This is a genomic window from Rhodospirillales bacterium, from assembly GCA_016710335.1.
Lineage (GTDB): Bacteria > Pseudomonadota > Alphaproteobacteria > Rhodospirillales > Defluviicoccaceae > JADJXQ01.
Genome location: JADJXQ010000024.1, coordinates 81317 through 95808, shown reverse-complemented (window position 1 = coordinate 95808; position 14492 = coordinate 81317). Strand labels below are relative to the sequence as shown.

The window sequence follows — 14492 nt, the reverse complement described above, 5'->3', positions numbered from 1 at the left end:
TTTGTCCGTGATAAAGTCAAGCTACTAGCATGAAGCGGCTGTAGAAGCCGCAGCCGGGCTTGCTCGGGGGCGGCGGGGTGTGCCGCGAACCTTGGGCTGGGAGGGGCATGATGCGGATCTCCGCTTTGCTGTGCGCGGCTTCTGCGGTTCCGTTCGTGCTCGGGGCGTGTGCCGTGAAGGTCAAGCAACCGAGCATGGACATGGCAAAATTCGAAATGGAGTACAACGCCGAGGGCGGCATCGATTGTCCCGCTACACGTGAAAAAATAGCTCTGTTGTCTGGTCGGGTCACAGATGCACCGTCGGCAACGACCGAAGTCGATGTCGGTGCGGCGGTCTCGCACCACGCGGTCGCCAGTATTGGCACCGTCGGGCGGTCCGCGATGTTCGGATCGCCCGGGATGGGGATGATGTCGGCGATGCCGATCGTCGGCGCCGTCGGCAACATCGCAATGGTCGGATACCAGATGGCCACCTTGCAGGACCGCGTCGACGAGCAGCAGGCCGCGGCTCAGGTGCAAATGAACGCACAGACGGACCAGACCGCTCTCAGCATGCTCCGTCAGCAGTATGCCTACGCCTGCGCCACGCCCACCAAGTGAAGTGGCCAAACTGGCAAGCCATTATGTTGCGGCCAATGCTCGGCCATGGTGGCGGATGTGGTCCTCCATGAAGGTTGCGATGAAATAGTAGCTGTGGTCGTAGCCCTCGTGGCGGCGAAGTATGAGGGGCACACCGGCCTGCCGGCACGCAGCCTCGAACAGGTCCGGGCGAAGCTGTTCGTCCAGGAACGGGTCCGCCAAACCCTGGTCGACCAATATGGGAGTCGTCCAACCGCTGTCGCCGACCAGCGCGCACGCATCATGGTCGAGCCACTGATCGCGATCCGCGCCGATGTAGCCGCCCAGCGCCTTCTGGCCCCACGGCACCCGGCTTGGCGCGACGATCGGCGCGAATGCCGACAGCGAGCGGTAGCGTCCGGGACTCTTGAAGGCGATGGTGAGCGCGCCGTGCCCCCCCATCGAATGCCCGAAAATCCCTTGTAGCCCTGCGTCGACGGGAAAATGCACGGCCACCAGCGCCGGCAACTCGTCCGTCACATAGCGGTACATCCGGTAGTGGTGCGACCACGGCTCCACCGTGGCGTCCACATAGAAGCCGGCGCCGGAGCCGAAGTCATAAGCGTCGTGCTCCCCCGGCAGATCTGTTCCGCGCGGGCTGGTGTCGGGAAACAGCAACGCCAGCCCGTGTTCCGCCGCGCTGCGCTGCGCGCCGGCCTTCTCCGTCGCGTTGGCCCAGGTGCAGGTGAGGCCCGAGAGGTACGTCAGCAGCGGGCATTTCGCTTCGTCGGCCTGCGGCGGCAGGAAGATGGCGAACTCCATGTTGGTTCCGGTCGCCACCGAATGGTGGCGGTAGACCGCTTGGCGCCCGCCGAAGCAGCGGTGCTCCTCGATCAGTTCAAGCGTCATGATGCCATACCCTGCAGTCAGCAGCTCATCTGTCGTCACTCTTCCAGTGCCTCACCCTGAGTCTGTCGAAGGGTGGGCCAAGACGCTTGCGCAACGTCTTTCTTCTTATTCCTCAGTACACAACGACGCTGCGGATCGACTCGCCGGCGTGCATCAGGTCGAACGCCTCGTTGATCCGCTCCAGGGGCAATGTGTGGGTGACCAAATCGTCGATGTTGATCTTGCCGTCCATGTACCAGTCGACGATCTTCGGCACGTCGGTGCGTCCGCGGGCGCCACCGAAAGCGGTGCCTCGCCACGACCGGCCGGTGACGAGCTGGAACGGCCGGGTCGAGATCTCCTGGCCGGCGCCGGCAACACCGATGATGATGCATTCCCCCCAGCCCTTGTGGCAGCATTCCAATGCTTGGCGCATCAGGGTGACGTTGCCGACGCACTCGAAGGCGTAATCGGCGCCGCCGCCCGTCAGGTCGACGATATGCCCGACAAGGTCGCCGGCCACGTCTTCCGGGTTCACGAAGTGGGTCATGCCAAATTTCTCGGCCATGGCGCGCTTGCCGGGGTTAATGTCGACGCCGACGATCATGTCGGCGCCCACCATGCGCGCGCCCTGGATGACGTTGAGGCCGATGCCGCCGAGCCCGAACACCACGACGTTCGAGCCCGGCTCCACCTTGGCGGTGTAGATTATCGCTCCGATGCCGGTGGTAACGCCGCAGCCGATGGTGCAGATCTTGTCGAACGGCGCGTCCTTCCGCACCTTGGCGACCGCAATCTCCGGAAGCACCGTGAAGTTGGCGAAGGTCGACGTGCCCATGTAGTGCAACAGCGGCGCGTCGTTGAGCGAAAACCGGCTGGTGCCGTCCGGCATGAGCCCCTTGCCCTGTGTCGCCCGGATTTTTTGGCAGAGATTGGTCTTGGGATTGAGGCAGAACTCGCACTCCCGGCATTCCGGCGTGTAAAGCGGGATGACGTGATCGCCGGGCGCGACAGACGTGACTCCCGCACCGACCTCGACAACCACTCCTGCACCCTCGTGCCCAAGAATGGCGGGGAACAGGCCTTCCGGGTCGGCGCCGGAGCGCGTGAACTCGTCGGTGTGGCAAATGCCGGTCGCCTTGATCTCCACCAATACTTCGCCCGCCTTCGGGCCTTCCAGCTTCACGGTTTCGATGACGAGCGGCTTCCCGGCCTCATGGGCTACGGCGGCGCGTACGTCCATGGCGCGTCCTTTCCGGATGTTGGGCATATCCACAAGCAGCGACGAGACTACCGCGCCTTGCCGAAACCGCCAATGCCTGCGACGCCGGCGGCGCCGCTACCGCTTAGGCGTCGCAGGGTGCGCGTGTCGATCCCGCCGAGCGCATAGACGGGGACCGGACTCGCCCGCGTCAATGCCGCAAATCTCAGGCTGCCCAGCGCTCTCGCGTCCGGGTGGCTGCGGGTGGCGAAAACCGGCGATAGCAGCACTGCGTCGACGTCAGCGGCGGCCGCGCGGCGAATGGCGCCGGAGGAATGCGCCGCCGCGGTCACCATCCAGCCTCGCCGCCGCCACAGTCTCCACGTCTGCGGCGCGCTCTTGAGCATGGCTTCCGGCAAGTGAACGCCCGCGGCCCCCGCGCTTATGGCCAGCTCTGGATCGGCAGCAACCAACAGCCGCAGCCCGCGCCTCCGGCACGTCGCAGCCAGACGGTGTGCCAGAGCTTGCCGTTCCGACGCCGGCGCATCGTAGTGCCGCAGGACAACGGCCGCGCCCGGCGGCAGGTCCTCGATGGCCGCCGACGGATCTGGCAGCCGCCGCTCGTCCGTCATCAGCACCAGGCGCGGCAGGCCGATCGCAGAGGTAGGTGGTTTGAGTCGGCGGACCAACTCTGTTAGGGTCGACGCCACGAACGCTTCGTATCCTCAGATGCAGTGGATCCCGGCGCGATGCTACCGGAAGAAGTCGACGCCAAACAGATCGTCGCGGGGCTCGCCGCGGTACGCGGTCAGATCGCAACGTCCGCCGCCGAAGTGGGGCGGTCGCCGGACGAGGTGACTCTGGTGGCCGTCAGCAAGTCCCAGCCTGTCGAACGCATAACGGCGGCCATTGCCGAGGGCCAGACCGCGTTCGGCGAGAACCGGATTCCGGAGGCCGAGGAGAAGTGGCCCGAGATCCGCGCAGCCTTCCCTGACGTGCGCCTGCATCTCATCGGCCCCCTGCAGCGCAACAAGGTGCGCCGCGCCGTGGAGCTGTTCGACGTCATCGAGACTGTCGACCGGCCGAAGCTCGCCCGCCACCTGGCCGAAGTCATGGCAGAGATGGGCCATCGGCCGGAGGTGCTGATCCAGGTCAACACCGGCGAGGAGCCCCAGAAAAACGGTGTGTTGCCGGAGGAGACCGATGCGCTGGTGCGGCTCTGCCGCGATGAATTCGGGCTGCCGGTGACCGGGCTGATGTGCATTCCGCCGCAGGACGAGGAGCCGGCACTGCACTTCGCCCTTCTGCGGGAAATTGCCCGCCGCAATGGCTTGACCAAGCTCAGCATGGGCATGACCGCCGACTACCCCACAGCGGTGCGGTTCGGGGCGACCTCGGTACGCGTCGGCACCGCGATCTTCGGGCCGCGACTGGTTCTATAGACGAAACGGGCGTCAGCCGCCGATATCGACCATCGGCTGCGCCTCGCGCTCCGCCATCATGGCGCTTTGCTGATAACGCACCTGCGCCCGAGTGGCGACGCCTGCATCTTCATTGCGGCGGGTGTCCCGCTCCGGCGGCTCCGGAACCCAGGCGGCGAAGGAGGGCGGAGCAGCGATTGCCGCCAACAGATCTTGCGACTGCCGTTGCGCCAGCTCCCGTTGCGCCCATTCCGGCACTTCCGCGTGTTCATGCCGCAAGTCCGCCCCATAGCCCGCCCCATAGCCACCATCGGCCGTTGTGCCGGCTGCCGGCCTGGGCATGCTGGTCGCCAGCAACATCACGTTCGATCCGTCGTCGCCGGGCTCGTCCGAGGCGTCAAATAGGGCCAGCACATGCTCGCCAACATCCTTGCCGCTGACTTCGTCGACGACAACGTTGACGATCGAGGCGATGGCGCCGATCAGCCCTCCGAACAACGCTCCGCCGGCCATGCGCGGCACCGGGTCGATCTGGTCGCCGGTCAGCTCGCGGTACAGCGTGGAGACGACGGGGATGTGCTGGAGCGGATTGACGATGTCCAAGACATCAAAAAACGTCGGCCCATCCTCCCCGAACCCTCGGAACCCGCCCTCCTCCTTTGATGCGGATGCCGGCCGCGGAGTGGTGGCGATCGAGAGCCCTGGGATGCCGTGTTCTGTGATCGAGACGGTCATGGCGCCGTAACTGCTGTCGGGATGCGTAGACACTCACGGAGCAAATCGCATGCCACGACCCCAGCTCCCTCGCCTCAGCCGCCAGCCGGGCCCGTGAGGTTCCTTGTTCGCTGAATCCAATACCTCACCCTGAGCTTGTCGAAGGTTGTGCATCGAGAGGGCGGGGCGAGATCTGCCGGCAGACTCTGCCGGGGTCAGAACAGGTGTCCGCCGCGCTCGGCCTTGGTGCGCAGGTAGCGCTCGTTGTGGCGATTGGACGGGATGGCGTGGGGCACGCGCTCCTCGACGGCGATTCCGCAGCGGACCAAGCCGGCGACCTTGGCCGGATTGTTGGTCAGCAGCCGGACGCGCAGGTACCGGAGCTGCCGAAGCATCTGCGCCGCCGGCAGATAAACCCGCTCGTCCGCATCGAAGCCCAGTTGTTCGTTGGCGCTCATGGTGTCGAAGCCCTGGTCCTGTAGCTCATACGCGCGCAGTTTGTTGACCAGTCCGATGCCGCGACCCTCCTGGGCGAGATAGAGAAGCACGCCGCCGCCGGCCCGCGAAATCTCCCGGATCGCGCCCCGAAGCTGATCGCCGCAATCGCAGCGCAAGCTCCCGAGCAAGTCCCCAGTGAAGCACTCTGAATGCAGGCGGGTGAGCACCGCATCGTCAGCCGCGGGCGCACCGATGATGAGGGCGAGGTGCTCGAGGCCGCCGTCCCGCGGACGAAAGGCGACGATGCGGGTGTTCTCCGCGTCATCCAGCGGAACGCGCGCCTCGCTTACCGGTTTCAGCGAGCGCGCCGCGATCGGCTCGTACTGGAACACGTCACCTGCATCGACGAACAGCAGATCGCGGCGAACCGCCCACGCCACTGGGTCATCGACACCGTCGATAACGGCGGTGACGGCGGCAGGCAGCAGCCGCGCCGTCTTGGCCAGCTTCACCGCGGCGCTATCGCACCCGAAAGCCGGACTTTCGGCGCTGATCAGGTCCGTCGGCAGCGGCAGCGTCGGCAGCGCGCCGGGATCGGCGAGATCGCGGATGCGGTCCGCGGTCAGGCCGTCCGGTACCGTCAAGGTAACGATCTTCATGCCGGTATTCGTTAGTCCGAGCACGCTGGCGCGGCGTCCAGTCAACGCGAGAACAGGCGCGCGCTGGGCCATGGTCTGCAATTCTACCAGAGCTTCCGGCGTCACCGCCTCCGCCGCCAAAACAACGGACGCGTGGCCGCCGCTGCCGAGCACCACCACCGGCCGGCCGCGACGAAGGTCGGACACCGCCCGGTCAACCGAGAGCAACGACAGCGGCTCCCGAGTCGCGGGAATGACGATCAGTTGCGGCCGATCGCGCAAAGTCGGGCTTCCCCCGCTCCGGAACGACGACGATCCATGATTCCTCGACATTACGCGGGAAGCCCGTCGGGAGAAAGCGCGTTCGCAGCCTGCAGCGGCGAAGGCCCCGAGAGAGGCCCCGACGGCGCGTTGCCAATCGGCGGCATTCGATCATATGCTCGACACAAGGTGTGGATGCAATGGCCTTCGGACAGGCACCGCCATGATCAACGGCAAACGGGTACTCCTCGTCGATGACGACGACGCGTTGCGCGAGACGCTGTCGGAGCAACTGCGCCTGCATGAGGAGTTCACCATCGTGGCGGCGGCAAACGGCGCCCGTGCGCTCGAACTGACCCGGCGCGACTATTACGATGTGATCATCCTTGACGTCGGCCTTCCGGATATGGACGGCCGCGAGTTGTGCCGCCTGATGCGGCGTTCCGGCGTCAAGGCGCCGATCATCATGCTGACCGGCGCCGACACCGACGCCGATACTATTCTGGCGCTCGACTCCGGCGCCAACGACTATGTCACCAAGCCGTTTCGCCTCGCCGTGCTGCTCGCGCGGCTGCGCGCCCATATCCGCCAGCACGAACGCAGCGACGACGCCGTGTTCAGCATCGGCCCGTACTCGTTCCAGCCGAGCGTCAAGGTGCTCGTCAACGACGAGACCAACCGCAAGATTCGCCTGACCGACAAGGAGACGGCAATCCTCAAATACCTCTACCGGGCCGGCAGCAAGGTAATCGGCCGCGACGTGCTGCTGGGCGAAGTGTGGGGCTACAACGCCGGTGTCACGACCCACACGTTGGAGACCCACGTCTATCGCCTGCGCCAGAAGATCGAGCCCGACCCGGCCAACGCCCGCATCCTGGTCACCGAAGCGGGCGGCTATCGGCTCATACCATGAAGCCGGTCCACGGCACTGCCGGCCGGGCAGGGGTCACTCCGGAAGCGGGATGAACTCGGTTTCGCCCGGTACCGCGTCGAACCGTCCCGCACGCCAGTCCTGCTTGGCCTGCTCGATGCGCGCCTTGTCGCTGGAGACGAAATTCCACCACACTGTGCGCGGTTCGGGGAACGCCTCGCCGCCGATGATCATGATGCGGGCTCCGCTGTCGCCTTGGAGTGCCGGCTCGGCGCCGGGACTCACGATCGCCATGTCACCGGCATTGAGGTCGATAGCGCCGATCGCGGCCCGTCCCTCCACAACATAAACGGCCCGCTCGTCATGCGAGCCGGGGAGCGGCAACCGCCCGTCCTTCAAGAACATCACCTCGACGTAGAGCGTCGGCGAATGGGTCGCGACCGGAGACGAGACGCCGTACGCTGTCCCCATGATCACCGTCACCCGCGCTTCGCCGGCATCGACGACGGGAATCGTAGTCGCCGGGTAGTGCACGAATGCCGGGTCAGTCTCCTGCAGCGCGACCGGCAAGGCCAGCCAAAGCTGAATTCCATGCAACGCAGCGCCCGCTATCCGCTGCTCCGGCGGCGTTCGTTCGGAATGGACAATGCCACGCCCGGAGGTCATCAGGTTGACGGCGCCCGGGCGGATCGGCTGGACGGAACCCAGACTGTCACGATGCAGGATTTCCCCGGCGAAGAGATACGTCACCGTCGCGAGCCCGATGTGCGGGTGCGGCCGGACGTCGATACCCCTGCCGCTTGAGAACGATGCCGGACCCATGTGGTCGAAAAAAACGTACGGCCCGACCGTGCGTCGTTCGGCGGACGGAAGCGCCCGCCGCACCGTAAAGCCGCCGAGATCCTTCTCATGGGGCCGGATCAACATCTCGACGTCGTCAGGACCGTCGAGGCACTCGGGTTCCGCAGCCGGCTGCCAACTCATTGCCGTCCTCCTCGTTTTTGTCCCGCGGACACTATAACTCCTCTTGGGTTTTGCGACTCCACTTTCAGCACTGGCGAAAGCGACCGGAGCTATCGCACCCTACGGTGCGGTGTCGGCGAGGGTGCGGTAGATGCGGCGGCCAGCGCGGCCGGTGGCAGGAAGGCCGGCGCGCTGCTCGGCGTCGGCGATGGCGGCGCGAGTGACGGGGCCGATCCTGCCGTCGGCTTCGCCGATGTCGTGGCCTTGGGCCAGCAGCAACTGCTGCAGGTGCAGGCGCTCGGCCCGGGAAAGGCCGGGGTCATCGGTGGGCCAATCCGTCCGCAACGGCGGGTAGCCGGCGAGGCGGTCGGCGAGGTGAGAGATGGCGAGCGCATAGGACTCGGCGTGGTTGTAGGCGTAGATGGCGTCGAAGTTGGGGAACGCCATGAAGCCCGGGCCTCGCGGACCGGCCGGCAGCAACAAGCCGGCCGCTGCGTCGCCGGACAGGGTTGAGCCGTCGGCGCGGACGACCCCACGTTGGTCCCAGATCGACAGGGCGGCCCGGTTGCTGCGCCCGGTTGGACCATCATAGCTGGCCGGAGCCTTGACCTCGATCATCCACGGCCGACCGGAGCGCCAACCGGCCCGCTTCAGGTAGTTGGCGGTAGACGCGAGGGCGTCGGCAACGGAATTGACCAGGTCGCGTCGGCCGTCGCCGTCGAAGTCCACCGCCAGGCGTTGATACGTGGTGGGAATGAACTGGGTCTGGCCGAAGGCGCCGGCCCACGAGCCGTGCAGTTGGTCGAGCTCCAGGTCGCCGCGACTGACCAGCCTCAAGGCGGCCATCAGCTCGCCGCGCCAGAAGTCGGCGCGGCGGCCGCCGCGGCACGTCAAGGTCGCGAGCGCGTGCGGCAGGAAGTGGCTGCCGGCCTCGTTGCCGTAGTCCGTCTCCACGCCCCAGATCGCCGCCACGATATGGCGGTCGACGCCGTACCGGCGCTCCACCGCGTCGAACACGCTCTGGTACTGTCGCAGCTTGGCGCGGCCGTCGCGGACGCGCTGCTCATCCACCAGGAACGCCAAATAGTCCCAGATCGGGGTCTTGAATTCCGGCTGCACCTGGGACAGGCGCAGCACTGCTTCATCAGGCGCGCTGATGCCAAGGGCTCGGTCGATGATGGCGGGCCGGACGCCGGCGGCGACGGCGTCGCGACGAAGATCGGCGATGCATGCGTCGAAGTTGGCGGCGGCGCTGGGAGACGGCAGTCCTGCCGGAACCAACGCCACAAGGACTGCGGCCGAAACAACACGAAAGGACATCGGGCCGCTTTCTGGTCAGGGATCGCGGCTGAGACCGCGCTCTTCGAGCGCCCTCAAATAGCTGGCCCAGATCGCGTCCTGGTTGTCGCCGAGGGCATAAAGCCAGTCCCAGGTGTAGAGGCCGGTGTCGTGCATGTCGTCGAAGCGGATGCGTACCGCGTAAGTGCCGACCGGCTCGACCCCCATGATTCCGACGTGGCGACGCCCGGCGATGACCACCTTCTGGCTTGGGCTGTGGCCCTGGACCTCGGCCGAGGGGCTCTCGACGCGGAGCAACTCGGCTGGCAGGCGGAACGTGCGCCCGTCGTCGAAGTCGATCTCAAGCACCTTCTCGTCGCGCTTGAGCCGGATTTCCATCGGACGACGGACGTTGCCGTGGCGCGCCGGGTCGGTGGCGGCGCCGCTCATAGCGATTCTTGGCTGGGCGATGCTGCGGGCAATTCCGGGGCGACCGGTGCGTCAGTCGCCGCATCGTCCAACGACCGCGCCTCGTCGACCAGCATGATCGGGATGCCGTCACGGATCGGGTAGGCGAGGCGGGCCTTGTCGCTGATCAGCTCCTGCTGCTCGGCGTCGTAGCGCAGCGTCGTCTTGGTCAGCGGACACACCAGGATCTCCAGCAGCCTGGGATCGACTTTGCGGTTCGTCATGGTTAACTCCTTCGACATCGTGGCCGGATTGTTCAATGGGTGACGCCGGCAGCGGGCGCATCCACGTCGCGCACCGCCATCTGCAACAGCGCGATCAGCATGTCGGCGCGGGCGGTGAGGTCGGGACATTCCAGCAACGCCTGCTTTTCGTTCGCCTCGAACGGGCAGGCCATTGCCAGCGCCGTCACCAGCGCCTCATCGGAGGCCTTTTCCACGCCGGACCAGTCGGCGCCCATGTCGCGGGTGTCCAGATAGCGGCGCACTGCCGCCAGCAAATGCTCGCGATCGACCACACCCTCCGCCGGCTTCAAATCATGCCGGAACGGCGTGAAGTCCGGGCGGACGCGGCGGTAGCCATCGATCAGCGACAGCTCCTCGACGACGCGGAAGCGGCAGACGCCGCGGAGCGTGATCAGAAACCGCCCGTCGTCGCTCTCCGCGAACGACACGATGCGCCCGGAACAGCCGGTCTCGTAGAGCGGGGCGTCATCGTCGAGGACGTCGGAAACAGGCTGGCGCGGCTGGATCATGCCCATGATGCGGCCGCTGCCCAAGGCCGCCTCGGTGAGGTTGCGATAGCGGGGCTCGAACACGTGCAGGGGCAGATGGCCGCGCGGCAGCAACAACACGCCGTTCAACGGAAAAATCGGCAGAACGCTGCGCAGCGCATCGGACCGGAAGTCCTCCACCGCCAGCGCCTCAGGAAAACAGAAGGGACGACAAACGGCGGCGGAAGCCGGCTGTCAACGGATGGGTTGGGCCGAGCGCATCGAACAGCTTGAGCAGTTGCTTGCGGGCCGCTTCGTCGTTCCAGGCGCGGTCGCGCCGAATGCTCTCCAACAAGTGCTCCAGCGCGTCCTGTTCGTGGCCGTTGCCGAACAGGGCGGTCGCCAGCGCCAGGCGCGCGTCGTGGTCGTCCGGGTTCGACTCGACGCGGGCGCGCAGCTTGCGGGCGTCTCCGGCCTTGATGCTCTCTTCCGCCACGTCGATGGCGGCGGTCGCCGCGGCGATGTCGGCATTGGCGGCCAGATCCGGCGGCAGATCCGCCACGACCTTGCGAGCCTTGGCGAGGCTGCCGGTGGCGACATGGGCGCGCACCAGCCCGGCGATGGCCTTGGGGTTGGTTGGATCCTCGTTCAGAATCTGCGCATAGATCTTGGTCGCGGTGCGGGCGTCGCCGGCGGCGAGAGCTTGGCGGGCATGCTCCAGAGCGTCATCGAGCGGCGACTGAACGTCCGCGGTGAGGCGACCGATGAACGCGCGCAGCTTGCTTTCCGGCTGCGCGCCGACGAAGGCGTCGACCGGGCGCCCGCCGAGGAAGGCATAGACCGTCGGCACCGACTGGACGCGGAGCTGCAGGGCGAGCTCCTGGTTTTCGTCGATGTTGATCTTGACGAGCCGCACCAGGCCGCCGGCCTGGCGTACCAGCTTTTCCAGCATGGGGCCGAGTTGCTTGCAGGGGCCGCACCACGGCGCCCAGAAATCGACGATGACGGGCACCTGCATCGACGGATCGAGCACATCGGCGGCGAAATTGGCCGTGTTGCTGTCTTTGATGACGTCGCCGCCGCCGCCGGCAGCGGGCGCGGGTGCGCTCGGGTCAATGATAAACGCCATATCGGTACCACCGGACTTTGCATCAGGTCATGCCGTGGAAGACCCCAAACATGGCGGGTTCCGGCGCGGCTCGCAAGGGGGGTCAACCATCGCCGGCGTCCGGGAAACGAACAAGCGCCGGCTCGTGGCCGGTGGCGCGGAGGAACGTCATCAGGCCGTCAGGGGAGATGGCGGTGGTCGCGGCGTTGGTCAGGGGGTGGAAATTGAGGCGCTGGTGGTCGAGCAGGCCGGCGTCGAGCACAACCTGTACCCGCACATCGGGATCGTTGATTACCGCGAACGGAGTGACCGAGCCGGGCTCGATGCCGAGGACCTCCACGAGCAGCTCGGGGCGGCCGAACGATAGTGTCGCCGCGCCGATGCGGTGGCGCAGGTCCTTGAGATCGACGACGCGATCCTCCAACGCCACCACCAGCCACAGCCGCCCCTTCTTGTCTTTCAGAAACAAGTTCTTGGTGTGGGCGCCGTCGAGGTCGCCGCGGAGGGCTTTGCTCTCCTCGACCGTGAACACCGGCGGGTGGCGCACCGTCTCGGCCGCGATCTCGAGTCCGGCGAGAGTGCGCATCAGGTCGTCTTCGCTGACAGGCATGATGAGAGGACTTACTCGGGAACGACGGCGATCGCAACCGCCGCAGCGGCCGGCCGGCTGCGTGGCGCGGCGGGGTGAATGTGCGCTTGCAATGCGACCAGCGGCGCGTAATATCAGCGCCTCGGCGATCCGGCGCGCGGGCGTAGCTCAGGGGTAGAGCGCAACCTTGCCAAGGTTGAAGTCGAGGGTTCGAATCCCTTCGCCCGCTCCAAACGGCAGACGTACTCCGTCGTGCGCCTTTTTCAGTCAGAAACAGTGCACACAAGTCGCTCCCTGCAGATGGCGTTGACCGTGTTAGCGATGGTGGTCGCCATTCCGGCCTTGCTGGCCAGGTAGGGGCGCCCATTGCACCCCGACCCGGACGCATCGGCGACCGCTCCCGGGCGGCAACGCGATGTTCGCTGGGTGTTCGCTTACGGGTCGCTGATGTGGCGGCCGGGGTTCACGTATCTGGAAAAGCGCCCGGCGCTGCTGAAAGGGTTCCACCGCGCTTTCTGTGTCTACTCGCACCACTATCGGGGCACGCCGGAAGCGCCCGGGCTTGTGCTGGGGCTGGATCAAGGAGGCTCATGCCGGGGCGTGGCGTTCGCAGTCGGGGTGGACGAATGGCCGACGGTCAAGGCCTACCTCGACGAACGGGAGCTGGTTACATACGCATATGCCCCGCGGCTGCTGGCAGCGGAGACTCCGGAGGGCGCCGTGCCGGTCTACACGTACGTCGCCGACCCGGATCATCCGCAATACGCTGGTGACCTGGGCATCGAACGAACGGCCGCGATCATCATGGGCGCCGCGGGCATCGCCGGCCTCAATCGGGTCTACCTCATCAACACGCTGCGCCACCTGGAAAGCGAGGGCTACACCGACACGGTGTTGCAAACGCTGCTGCATCGAGTCGAGCGCCTCACCGGGATCATCGAAGCCGGCGGCGGCATCTGAGCGGTCGTTCGCCGCGATCTGCAGCCGCCGCGCCGGAACGAGACTCGTTCCACAGTTGAACCACGTCGAACCTCCCGGCTAAGTTGGATGACACGTGCCGCTTCCCGCGGCGCCGACAGACCGGGCCATGGCCAACCTCATTACGCTCTCGCGGTTTCTGCTGCTGTTTCTGCTGGTCGCCATGGTGTACTGGGCGCCGCCGCTGTGGCAGCTCGCTAATGCGCCGCTACTGGTTGTGATCATCGCCCTCGACGGACTCGATGGCTACGTCGCGCGGGTGCGCGGTGAAGCGTCCGTGTTCGGGTCGATCTTCGACATCGCCGTCGACCGCATCGTCGAAAACGTACTGTGGATCGTGCTGGGCCACATCGGCCTCGTGCCCATGTGGGTCGCGATCCTGTTCATCGTTCGCGGCGGCATCGTCGACTCGATCCGCTATGCGGCCATATCGGAGGGCGACAGCGCTTACAGCATGATGCAGTCGCCGTGGGGGCAGGCGCTGGTTGCCGGCCGCTTCATGCGCGGCCTCTATGGCGCGGTCAAAGCGGTGACGTTCGGTTGGGTGCTGCTGTTTCAACCGCTGCCTCACCTCGACGCGGCGACGTGGCAGGCATGGCAGGGAACGATCGAAGTGGTGAGCATGACGCTGATCCTGGCCTCTGTGGTGCTGTGCCTGCTGCGTGGCTTTCCGGTGGTGGCGGAGTTCGTCATCGCGGAAGGCGTCTTCCGCCGCAAACCATCCGCCGCGAAGAGTGGATAGGTGGCCATCGCGCTCGTCGACGTGGATGGCACGTTGCTCTGCGGGAGGACCTCCAGCGAGCGCCTGTTCATCGGGCATCTCATCGCCTCGCGCACCCTGGGGCTCAGGCAGTCGATCGACGGGCTCCGCTTTTTTCCGCGCTGGGTATGGTCATTCGGCCTCGATACCAGCAAGAAGAACAAGGCGTATCTGTCGGGCCTCGACATCGGCGCCGTCAAGCGCGCCGCCGAAACGTTTGTCGAAACCACGCTTGTCCATCGGCTGCGCCCGCTGATGCTGGAGCGCATTGAGCGCCACCGGCAGCGGGGCGACATCGTGGCGCTGCTTAGCGGCACGCCGGATTTTCTCGCCGAGCCCCTTGCCCGCCGCGTCGGGGCGGACATCTGGTGCGCCACCCGGTGTGCGCGTGAGGACGGCGTGTTCCTGCCGGAGCCACCGGTGGTGCACCCTTACGGGGACGAGAAACTGGAGCTGGCGCAAGCCATGTGCCGCGAGAACGGCGGCGCCGATCTGGGAGCCTGTACCGCCTACGCAGACACCATCCAGGACCTGTTGCTGCTGCGGCATGTCGGCCATCCGGTGGCTGTCTTTCCGGACCCGCCGCTGAAAAGGATCGCCCTCCGACAGGGATGGGAAGTGCTATCCGACGGTTGTTGATCGCC

Annotated in this window: 18 protein-coding genes and 1 tRNA gene; 7 read left to right on the top strand and 12 right to left on the bottom strand. The window is 66.3% G+C overall.

Translation table 11 applies throughout. The features are described 5' to 3' along the window. Positions 1–215: 215 nt before the first annotated feature. Positions 216–602 carry a hypothetical protein gene (locus IPM60_16050; GenBank protein MBK8909323.1) on the top strand — a complete coding sequence of 129 codons (387 nt, stop codon included), beginning with the start codon at positions 216–218 and terminating at the stop codon, positions 600–602. A 21-nt stretch (positions 603–623) separates the two neighbouring features. On the opposite strand, the gene fghA is transcribed toward IPM60_16050, so the two are convergent. The 3 genes from fghA to IPM60_16035 form a co-directional block, all read right to left on the bottom strand. Next, on the bottom strand, positions 624–1469 hold the full coding sequence (gene fghA / locus IPM60_16045) for an S-formylglutathione hydrolase (protein MBK8909322.1): 846 nt from the start codon (positions 1467–1469) through the stop codon (positions 624–626). Positions 1470–1581: 112 nt separating this feature from the next. Then, the gene (locus tag IPM60_16040; protein ID MBK8909321.1) at positions 1582–2691 is read right to left on the bottom strand and encodes an S-(hydroxymethyl)glutathione dehydrogenase/class III alcohol dehydrogenase; all 1110 of its coding nucleotides are present in this window, start codon (positions 2689–2691) and stop codon (positions 1582–1584) included. A 47-nt stretch (positions 2692–2738) separates the two neighbouring features. Next, positions 2739–3281, bottom strand: a complete 543-nt coding sequence (locus IPM60_16035) for a thiamine phosphate synthase (GenBank protein MBK8909320.1) — start codon at positions 3279–3281, stop codon at positions 2739–2741. Positions 3282–3398: 117 nt separating this feature from the next. Here IPM60_16035 and IPM60_16030 point away from each other — a divergent pair, with 117 nt between their 5' ends. Next, positions 3399–4091, top strand: a complete 693-nt coding sequence (locus IPM60_16030; GenBank protein MBK8909319.1) for a YggS family pyridoxal phosphate-dependent enzyme — start codon at positions 3399–3401, stop codon at positions 4089–4091. A gap of 12 nt (positions 4092–4103) precedes the next feature. Here IPM60_16030 and IPM60_16025 read toward each other — a convergent pair whose 3' ends face one another. Further along, positions 4104–4805, bottom strand: coding sequence for a hypothetical protein (locus IPM60_16025; GenBank protein MBK8909318.1), 702 nt, complete (start codon positions 4803–4805; stop codon positions 4104–4106). Between the two features lie 194 nt (positions 4806–4999). After that, positions 5000–6193: a GTP cyclohydrolase II gene (ribA, locus tag IPM60_16020; protein MBK8909317.1), complete on the bottom strand. Its 1194-nt coding sequence runs from the start codon at positions 6191–6193 to the stop codon at positions 5000–5002. Between the two features lie 151 nt (positions 6194–6344). Between ribA and IPM60_16015 the strand changes: the two genes are divergently transcribed. Next, a complete protein-coding gene (locus IPM60_16015; protein ID MBK8909316.1) occupies positions 6345–7034 on the top strand; it encodes a response regulator transcription factor in 690 nt (229 codons plus the stop codon). A gap of 33 nt (positions 7035–7067) precedes the next feature. Here IPM60_16015 and IPM60_16010 read toward each other — a convergent pair whose 3' ends face one another. The 7 genes from IPM60_16010 to IPM60_15980 form a co-directional block, all read right to left on the bottom strand. Further along, positions 7068–7976, bottom strand: a complete 909-nt coding sequence (locus tag IPM60_16010; protein ID MBK8909315.1) for a pirin family protein — start codon at positions 7974–7976, stop codon at positions 7068–7070. A 99-nt stretch (positions 7977–8075) separates the two neighbouring features. Further along, positions 8076–9275 (bottom strand): lytic murein transglycosylase, encoded by a 1200-nt coding sequence (locus IPM60_16005; GenBank protein ID MBK8909314.1) that lies wholly within the window; start codon positions 9273–9275, stop codon positions 8076–8078. 15 nt (positions 9276–9290) lie between these two features. Beyond that, positions 9291–9683: a DUF971 domain-containing protein gene (locus tag IPM60_16000; GenBank protein ID MBK8909313.1), complete on the bottom strand. Its 393-nt coding sequence runs from the start codon at positions 9681–9683 to the stop codon at positions 9291–9293. Next, on the bottom strand, positions 9680–9943 hold the full coding sequence (locus IPM60_15995) for a Trm112 family protein (protein MBK8909312.1): 264 nt from the start codon (positions 9941–9943) through the stop codon (positions 9680–9682). Before IPM60_15995 ends, IPM60_16000 begins: the two co-directional genes overlap by 4 nt. A 14-nt stretch (positions 9944–9957) precedes the next feature. After that, positions 9958–10614, bottom strand: a complete 657-nt coding sequence (locus IPM60_15990; protein ID MBK8909311.1) for an LON peptidase substrate-binding domain-containing protein — start codon at positions 10612–10614, stop codon at positions 9958–9960. 10 nt (positions 10615–10624) lie between these two features. Continuing rightward, positions 10625–11542 (bottom strand): thioredoxin, encoded by a 918-nt coding sequence (gene trxA, locus IPM60_15985; protein MBK8909310.1) that lies wholly within the window; start codon positions 11540–11542, stop codon positions 10625–10627. 82 nt (positions 11543–11624) lie between these two features. Then, positions 11625–12131: a prolyl-tRNA synthetase associated domain-containing protein gene (locus tag IPM60_15980; GenBank protein MBK8909309.1), complete on the bottom strand. Its 507-nt coding sequence runs from the start codon at positions 12129–12131 to the stop codon at positions 11625–11627. A gap of 136 nt (positions 12132–12267) precedes the next feature. Between IPM60_15980 and IPM60_15975 the strand changes: the two genes are divergently transcribed. From IPM60_15975 to IPM60_15960, 4 genes are all read left to right on the top strand, one after another. Further along, positions 12268–12342, top strand: a tRNA-Gly gene (locus tag IPM60_15975). Between the two features lie 215 nt (positions 12343–12557). Continuing rightward, positions 12558–13070, top strand: coding sequence for a gamma-glutamylcyclotransferase (locus IPM60_15970; GenBank protein MBK8909308.1), 513 nt, complete (start codon positions 12558–12560; stop codon positions 13068–13070). A gap of 127 nt (positions 13071–13197) precedes the next feature. Continuing rightward, on the top strand, positions 13198–13830 hold the full coding sequence (locus IPM60_15965; GenBank protein MBK8909307.1) for a CDP-alcohol phosphatidyltransferase family protein: 633 nt from the start codon (positions 13198–13200) through the stop codon (positions 13828–13830). Continuing rightward, on the top strand, positions 13831–14487 hold the full coding sequence (locus tag IPM60_15960) for an HAD-IB family phosphatase (protein MBK8909306.1): 657 nt from the start codon (positions 13831–13833) through the stop codon (positions 14485–14487). It begins immediately after the preceding gene. Positions 14488–14492 lie beyond the last annotated feature (5 nt).

Bases quoted from the DNA above. Each gene is read 5' to 3' on its own strand.
- IPM60_16025 (MBK8909318.1), bottom strand. From the start codon at position 4,805: ATGACCGTCTCGATCACAGAACACGGCATCCCAGGGCTCTCGATCGCC.
- IPM60_16005 (MBK8909314.1), bottom strand. From the start codon at position 9,275: ATGTCCTTTCGTGTTGTTTCGGCCGCAGTCCTTGTGGCGTTGGTTCCG.
- IPM60_15965 (MBK8909307.1), top strand. From the start codon at position 13,198: ATGGCCAACCTCATTACGCTCTCGCGGTTTCTGCTGCTGTTTCTGCTG.
- IPM60_15970 (MBK8909308.1), top strand. From the start codon at position 12,558: ATGTGGCGGCCGGGGTTCACGTATCTGGAAAAGCGCCCGGCGCTGCTG.
- IPM60_16000 (MBK8909313.1), bottom strand. From the start codon at position 9,683: ATGAGCGGCGCCGCCACCGACCCGGCGCGCCACGGCAACGTCCGTCGT.
- IPM60_16035 (MBK8909320.1), bottom strand. From the start codon at position 3,281: ATGACGGACGAGCGGCGGCTGCCAGATCCGTCGGCGGCCATCGAGGAC.
- IPM60_16030 (MBK8909319.1), top strand. From the start codon at position 3,399: ATGCTACCGGAAGAAGTCGACGCCAAACAGATCGTCGCGGGGCTCGCC.
- IPM60_15995 (MBK8909312.1), bottom strand. From the start codon at position 9,943: ATGTCGAAGGAGTTAACCATGACGAACCGCAAAGTCGATCCCAGGCTG.
- IPM60_16015 (MBK8909316.1), top strand. From the start codon at position 6,345: ATGATCAACGGCAAACGGGTACTCCTCGTCGATGACGACGACGCGTTG.
- IPM60_15980 (MBK8909309.1), bottom strand. From the start codon at position 12,131: ATGCCTGTCAGCGAAGACGACCTGATGCGCACTCTCGCCGGACTCGAG.
- ribA (MBK8909317.1), bottom strand. From the start codon at position 6,193: ATGTCGAGGAATCATGGATCGTCGTCGTTCCGGAGCGGGGGAAGCCCG.
- IPM60_16010 (MBK8909315.1), bottom strand. From the start codon at position 7,976: ATGAGTTGGCAGCCGGCTGCGGAACCCGAGTGCCTCGACGGTCCTGAC.
- fghA (MBK8909322.1), bottom strand. From the start codon at position 1,469: ATGACGCTTGAACTGATCGAGGAGCACCGCTGCTTCGGCGGGCGCCAA.
- IPM60_16050 (MBK8909323.1), top strand. From the start codon at position 216: ATGGAGTACAACGCCGAGGGCGGCATCGATTGTCCCGCTACACGTGAA.
- trxA (MBK8909310.1), bottom strand. From the start codon at position 11,542: ATGGCGTTTATCATTGACCCGAGCGCACCCGCGCCCGCTGCCGGCGGC.
- IPM60_16040 (MBK8909321.1), bottom strand. From the start codon at position 2,691: ATGGACGTACGCGCCGCCGTAGCCCATGAGGCCGGGAAGCCGCTCGTC.